Origin of the sequence: Rhodoferax sp., from assembly GCF_018063565.1 — a bacterium.
Taxonomy (GTDB): Bacteria; Pseudomonadota; Gammaproteobacteria; order Burkholderiales; family Burkholderiaceae_C; genus Rhodoferax.
Map to the genome: position 1 here is coordinate 22,723 of NZ_JAGPBB010000050.1, position 7,208 is coordinate 29,930.

Consider the following 7,208-nt stretch of genomic DNA (forward strand, 5'->3'; position numbering starts at 1 on the left):
TCGGCTGGGATAATTACCTTCATGCCCCTTGCCCTATCATCCAATCCTCTACGCTGGCGGGTCTGTGTTGCACCCATGCTCGACTGGAGTGACCGACATTGCCGGTTTTTCCATCGGCTGCTGTCCAAGCAGGCACTTTTATACACCGAGATGGTGACGACCGGTGCCTTGATCCATGGGGATGTGGCACGCCATTTGCAATTTAACCCGGAGGAGCAACCGCTCGCCTTGCAACTTGGCGGCAGTGAGCCGACAGATCTTGCCATTTGCGCGCGTTTTGCCGCCAGATGGGGCTACTCAGAGGTCAACCTGAACTGTGGCTGTCCCAGCGAGCGGGTCCAGCGCGGTGCCTTTGGTGCCTGTCTGATGAATGAGCCACAACTGGTTGCCGACTGCGTCCGCGCGATGGTGGACGCGGTTGACATTCCGGTCACAGTCAAGCACCGCATTGGCCTTGACCAGATTGAAAGTTATGACTTTGTGCGCGACTTTGTTGGCAGTGTCAGTCAGGCCGGGTGCAGGACTTTCATTGTGCACGCGCGCAACGCCTGGCTGAAAGGACTCAGCCCCAAAGATAATCGTGAGGTTCCGCCGCTGCGTTATGACTGGGCCTACCGGCTCAAGCGTGACTTCCCCAACCTGGTGATCGTGCTCAACGGTGGTATCACGACCACCGAACAGGCTTTGGTGCACTTGCAGCACCTCGACGGTGTGATGTTGGGGCGTGGCGCCTACCACAATCCTTGGTGGATCAGTCAGTGGGACCAGACCTTGTTTGAGCAGACGATTGAGACCTGCCCGAGCGAGGTGCAGCCCCGGCCTGATCGCCTGAAGGTCGAGGAAGCCATGGTCGATTACATGACCCGGCAGCATGCCGATCACGGCGTGCCCTGGTCGTCGATTGCCCGCCATATGCTGGGTCTGCGCCACGGGCTGCCTGGTGCGCGCCATTGGCGCCGGGTCTGGAGTGACCATAAGCTCAAAGCTATGCCACCGCAGCAGGTGATGGCGCTGGCCAGAGGTGCTCAAGTATCATGATGACCTGGCAGGGCGACGTGGATCTGTTGACGGACTCCGCGCACTGACCGCTGCCAAGAACGCTCAAACGACTCTCGTGCGACTCAACTCCATCAAGTTATCCGGCTTCAAGTCATTCGCCGAACCGACCAATTTCCTGTTGCCCGGGCAGTTGGTAGGTGTGGTCGGTCCCAATGGCTGCGGCAAGTCCAACATCATGGACGCAGTGCGCTGGGTCCTGGGTGAGTCCAAGGCGTCCGAGTTGCGTGGTGAGTCCATGCAGGACGTGATTTTCAACGGTACCAACACCCGCAAGCCGTCAAGCCGCGCCAGCGTCGAACTGGTTTTTGACAACGACGACCACCGTGCAGGTGGCCAGTGGAGCCAGTTTGCCGAGATCGCCGTCAAACGCGTGTTGACCCGAGACGGCAGCAGCAGCTACTACATCAACAACCAGGCGGTACGCCGTCGCGATGTGCAGGACGTTTTTCTAGGCACCGGCCTTGGACCGCGTGCCTATGCCATTATTGGCCAGGGCACCATCAGCCGCATCATCGAGAGCAAACCCGAGGAATTGCGCCTGTTCCTCGAGGAAGCCGCTGGGGTTTCCAAATACAAAGAGCGGCGTCGCGAGACCGAGAACCGGCTGCACGACACCCGTGAGAATCTGACGCGGGTTGCGGATATCCTGCGCGAACTCAATGCCAACCTGGACAAACTGGAGAAACAGGCTGAAGTCGCTTTGAGTTACAAAAACCTGTCGAACGCCTCGTCACTCAAACAGCATCAGCTCTGGTTTTTGAAGCGCTCGGAGTCGCAGGCGGATCAATCCAGAATCCAGACCGAAGGCCTGGCTGCGCTCAACGCGCTGGAGTCACGTATGGCCGATCTGCGCCACATCGAGGCTGAGCTGGAACGGGTGCGGCAGGCCCACTATGCAGCGGGCGATCTGGTCAATCAGGCGCAAGGGCGCTTGTATGAGGCCAGCACTGAAGTCGGTCGTCTGGAGGCAGAAATCCGTTATGTGGTGGAGGGTCGACAACGGGTTGAGTCGCGTCTGCAGGCGCTCACCGACCAGGCGGCCCAGTGGTCGCAGCGCGGCGAAGAAGCGCAGACGGAGCTGGCGCGCCTGGCGGAGCTGGAACTCCTGGGTTCGGAAAAAACCGAGCTGCTGGCCGCGCAACTGGAAGACCACGCCGCGCAGCTGCCCGAACTGGAAGACGCCTGGCGTTTGTCGCAACGTGCTGCCAACGAGCAGCGCGTCAGCGTCACTCAGGTGCAGCATCAGATCGGGGTTCTGGCTGCTGAGAAGCGCAGCATCGACGAACAAGCACGCCAGTTGGGCACCCGTCGCGAGCGTCTGTTGCAAGACCGTCATGCGATCCAGGTACCCGACGAAGCCCATGTGTTGCAGCAGCGCGAACAGTCGCAGCAGGCCAGCGACGACGCCGAAATGGCACAGGCCCGAGTTGCCGAGTTGCAGGAGACGATGCTGCAGCTCGATCTGCAGCGCACGCGGGATCAGCAGACGCTGGGCCAGGAGTCAAGCCGTCTGGCGGAGTTCGCCGCCCGTCTTGGCGCACTCAGAGCCTTGCAGGAGCGCGTTAAAAGCGACGGCAAATTGCAACCCTGGTTGCAAAAGCATGGGCTTGAGCATTTGCAAGCCTTGTGGAGCCAGCTGCAGGTGGAACCTGGTTGGGAGCCTGCGTTGGAGGCGGTGCTGCGGGAACGATTGTCAGCGCTGGAAGTCAGTCGGCTGGAGACCTTGCGTGCCTTTGCTCACGACGCGCCACCTGCCAGATTGGCCTTTTTTAGCGCCAGTGCGGTGCCAGCGGCCCCCTGTGCAGGCCAGCGCACCCGCCTGCTGGATGTGGTGCGGGTTCATCACAGCGCTCAGAAGGCCATTCTGGACGACTGGTTGCAAGGCGTCTATACCGCCACCAATCTGGAGGAGGCGCTGGCCGCGCGCGAGGGCCTGGCACCGGGCGAACTCCTGCTGGTCAGAAGTGGCCATGCGGTAAGTCGCCACAGTGTCAGTTTTTACGCCCCAGACTCCGAGCAGGCCGGCTTGCTGGCGCGCGCCCATGAAATTGAAAACCTCGACAAGCAATGGCGAGCGCAGGCCCTCATCACCGACGAGTCGCGCGCGGCGTGGCAGCGGGCCGAGTCAGCCTATGCCGATGTGACCCAGCGCCTGCTGTCGGCCCGGCGCGAAGCCACCGAGGCGCAAACCCGCGCTCACCAGGTGCAGGTCGAGACATTGCGTTTGACTCAGCTCGCTGACCAGGCGCGCGGGCGCAGCCTCCAGATCGCGACCGATCTGGACGAACTGGATGAGCAGCTGGAGGTGTTGCAAGAGCGACGGGTCACGGCTGAGGCGCGGTTTGAGGCGCTTGACATGCAACTTGCCGACACGCAGGAGCGCCATGCCCAACTGGAGGACCGGGTGCTTGCCGCAGAACGCCAGCTGGCCGAAAGCCGTGAGCAGCAGCGCGCCCTTGAGCGCGAAAGGCAGGAGGCCAGTTTTGCCATGCGCAGCCTGGAGGCACGCCGTGCAGAGCTCGCACGCGCTATTGAAACAGCAGCACAACAAGCATGTTCAGTCAGAGCTGAGCAGCAAAAGGCGCATGAAGAGCAGGCCCGGCTCAACGACGCAGCGGCACAAGGCGGCCTGCAACAGGCGCTGGCCCTCAAGCTGGCGCGTGAGAAAGACCTTGGCGCGCAGCGCAGCCAGTACGACGACCTCACCACCAAGCTGCGTGCCAGCGATGAGCGGCGCCTGCAACTGGAACGCGAACTGGACCCCTTGCGCGCACGCATCACCGAATTTCAGCTCAAGGAGCAGGCCGCCCGGCTTGGCTTTGAGCAGTACACCCAGCTGCTGGCCGACGCTCAGGTGGATCTGGTCGCTATTGCCCAGAGCCTGGCCGATGGCTCGGTGCGACTGATGGGCTTGCAAACCGAGATCGACCGCCTGAACCGCGAGATCGCCGCCTTGGGCGCCGTCAATCTGGCGGCGCTGGATGAACTGGGTGTTGCGCGTGAGCGCAAGACATTCCTGGATGCCCAGTCCGCCGATCTGACCGAGGCCATGGCCACCCTGGAAAACGCCATCCGCAAGATCGACGGCGAGACCCGCGAGTTGCTGTCGGGGACCTTCAACGCCGTCAATGAACACTTTGGCAAGATGTTTCCCGAGCTGTTTGGCGGTGGCAATGCGCGTCTGGTGATCACCGGTGACGAAATCCTGGATTCGGGTGTCCAAGTCATTGCGCAGCCACCTGGGAAGAAGAACCAGACCATCCATTTGCTCTCGGGTGGCGAAAAGGCGCTCACCGCCATTGCGCTGGTGTTTGCCATTTTTCAGCTCAACCCGGCACCGTTTTGTCTGCTCGACGAGGTGGACGCGCCGCTGGATGACGCCAACACCGAGCGTTACGCCAAACTGGTATCCAGCATGAGCCGTGACACCCAGTTCCTGTTCATCAGTCACAACAAGATTGCCATGGAGATGGCACAGCAACTCATAGGAGTCACGATGCAAGAGCAAGGCGTTTCAAGAATTGTGGCGGTCGACATGGATGCCGCCCTCTCCATGGCTGACCAGGGGTGAGAGCATGAGCCAACTGCAAATGGGATTGCTGATACTGGGTGCGCTGCTGCTGCTGGCCATGGCGGCCTACAACCTGTGGCTGTGGCGCAAGAACCAGCCGCGCCAGGCAGTGATCGGCCATGCCGACGATGCTGGCCCGTTCGGGCAGGAGCCTTCGCTGGACGCCGAGGTGAGCGAGGCGCATGAGTTTGCGCTGCCGGTACCTGAGAAAAAACCGGGTCTGGATGCGCTGATCGATGTGATCGCGCCCATCGCGCTGGAGTCCCCGGTGTCCGGCGACGCGGTGCTGGCGGCACTGCCACCCACACGGCGGGTCGGCAGCAAGCCAGTGGCCATCGAAGGGCTCAACGCCAACAGCGGCCGCTGGGAGTTTGCACAGACCGGTCAGCGTTACAACCAACTGCAGGCGGGCTTACAGCTGGCCAATCGGTCTGGCGCGCTCAATGACATCGAGTTTTCCGAGTTTGTCATGAAAATCCAGACCTTTTGTGACACCCTCGCGGGCACACCCGATTTTCCGGAAATGCGCCAGGAACTGGCCCGCGCCCGCGAGCTGGACCAGTTTGCCAGCGATCATGATGCGCAGCTGGCCTTTGTGCTGAGGGCCAGACGCGCGGCCTGGAGCCCGAGCTACATCGTGCAGATGGCGGCACGGCTGGGTTTTGTGGCCGGGTCCATGGCTGGGCGCATGGTAGTGCCAGCCAGTCAGACCAGTCAACCCGCCGTGTTGAGTCTGGGATTCGACACCCAGGCCGCACTGGCCGATGACCCAACCCAGTCGGCGCTGCGCGAGATTACCCTGAGTCTCGACGTGCCCCATGTGGATCGCGGTGAACGCCCGTTTGCGCGGATGCGCGAGGCAGCCATCGCATTGGCACGCGACATGGATGGGCTGATCACCGACGACAACGGTGTGCCTTTGCCGCCGGATGCCATGGATGTGATCGCCGCCGAGCTGGAGCACCTGTACGACACCTTGGACGAGCGCGAGCTTTCGGCGGGTTCGTTACTGGCACGTCGGCTTTTCGCCTGAGCCGCAGCATGGCAAGTCTGACACCTGACCTGTTCGCGCCAGACGCTGGCGACACGACGCAGCTGGCGCAACTGCGCCAGACCCTGCATCAGCACGCGCATCGTTACTACGTGCTCGACGCGCCCAGCGTGCCCGACGCCGAATACGACCGGCTGTTTGCCCGCTTGCAAGCGCTAGAGGCACGCTACCCCGAGCTGATCACCCCCGATTCACCCACTCAGCGTGTCGGTGGCAGAGCCTTGGAGCAGTTTGCCCCGGTGCGCCACGCGGTGCCCATGCTCAGCATCCGCACCGAAACCGACACCACCGCCGCTGGTGCCGAGCATTTTGATGTCCGCATCCGCCGTGAACTGGGCCTGGTTGAGGCGGACGCACCGGTGCGGTATGTGGCCGAACCCAAGTTTGATGGTCTGGCCATGAGTTTGCGTTACGAGCATGGTGTGCTGGTGCAAGCAGCAACCCGTGGCGACGGCGAGACCGGCGAAGATGTGACGCAGAACATTCGCACCATTGGTCAGATTCCGCTGCGGCTGCCTGACGCCGTGCCCCCCGTGCTTGAGGTGCGTGGTGAGGTCTACATGCGCCGCGACGACTTTGAGGCACTCAACGCGCGCAAGCGTCAAAAGATCGCCAGCGGTGCCAAAGGTGAAAAGACCTTTGTCAACCCGCGCAACGCGGCGGCCGGCGCGGTGCGTCAGCTTGACCCGGCCATTGCGGCGCAGCGGCCCCTGAGTTTTTTTGCCTATGGTCTGGGTGAAATCACACCGGCAAGCGCCGGCGGACCTGACTTTGCCAGTCACTTCGACCTACTGCAGACCCTGAAAAGGTGGGGTTTTCCGGTTTCAGCGCTTATTCAGTGGGCATTTGGTGCTCCTGAACTTGTTGCATATTATGCGAACATCGGGGCGCAGCGTGATGCGCTGGGTTTTGATATTGACGGGGTGGTTTACAAGGTGGATCGGCTGGATTTGCAGGCCCGCCTGGGTTTTGTTACCCGCGAGCCTCGCTGGGCCGTGGCGCACAAGTTTCCCGCACAGGAAATGCTCACCACTGTGCTGGCCATCGACGTGCAGGTGGGACGCACTGGCAAACTCACGCCGGTGGCCAAGCTGGCACCTGTTTTTGTCGGCGGGGTCACGGTCACCAACGCCACCCTGCACAATGAAGATGAAGCGCGCCGAAAGGACGTGCGGGTCGGCGACACGGTGGTGGTGCGCCGCGCAGGCGACGTGATACCCGAGGTGGTCAGTGTCGTTTTGCCTGACCAGCCAACATTGCCAGCGGGTGCCACAGAGCCAAATCCGGCACGAGGTGCGGCTTTCACCATGCCAGCACACTGTCCGGTTTGTGGCAGCACGGCGGTGCGCGAGGAGGGCGAGGCAGACCACCGTTGCACCGGTGGCCTGTTTTGCAGCGCCCAGCGCAAACAGGCGATCCTGCATTTTGCGCAGCGTCGCGCGGTGGAGGTCGAGGGCCTGGGCGACAAACTGGTCGACCAGCTGGTGGACAGCGGCATTGTCCATACGCTGCCCGACCTGTACCGGC

The 7,208-nt window shown here is 62.1% G+C and carries 4 protein-coding genes; all 4 read left to right on the top strand.

What is annotated here, in order from left to right:
• Nucleotides 1–21 precede the first annotated feature (21 nt).
• Nucleotides 22–1,038, top strand: coding sequence for a tRNA dihydrouridine(20/20a) synthase DusA (gene dusA, locus KBF66_RS12390; RefSeq protein WP_296656978.1), 1,017 nt, complete (start codon nucleotides 22–24; stop codon nucleotides 1,036–1,038).
• Between the two features lie 76 nt (nucleotides 1,039–1,114).
• Nucleotides 1,115–4,630, top strand: a complete 3,516-nt coding sequence (gene smc / locus KBF66_RS12395; RefSeq protein ID WP_296656981.1) for a chromosome segregation protein SMC — start codon at nucleotides 1,115–1,117, stop codon at nucleotides 4,628–4,630.
• 4 nt (nucleotides 4,631–4,634) lie between these two features.
• Nucleotides 4,635–5,663 carry a cell division protein ZipA C-terminal FtsZ-binding domain-containing protein gene (locus tag KBF66_RS12400; RefSeq protein ID WP_296656985.1) on the top strand — a complete coding sequence of 343 codons (1,029 nt, stop codon included), beginning with the start codon at nucleotides 4,635–4,637 and terminating at the stop codon, nucleotides 5,661–5,663.
• 8 nt (nucleotides 5,664–5,671) lie between these two features.
• The coding region (gene ligA, locus KBF66_RS12405) for an NAD-dependent DNA ligase LigA (protein ID WP_296656990.1) at nucleotides 5,672–7,208 on the top strand (1,537 nt) is incomplete at its 3' end.

What these genes read in the sequence shown, in the direction of transcription:
- dusA (WP_296656978.1), top strand. Translation starts at nt 22, where the DNA reads ATGCCCCTTGCCCTATCATCCAATCCTCTACGCTGGCGGGTCTGTGTT.
- KBF66_RS12400 (WP_296656985.1), top strand. Translation starts at nt 4,635, where the DNA reads ATGAGCCAACTGCAAATGGGATTGCTGATACTGGGTGCGCTGCTGCTG.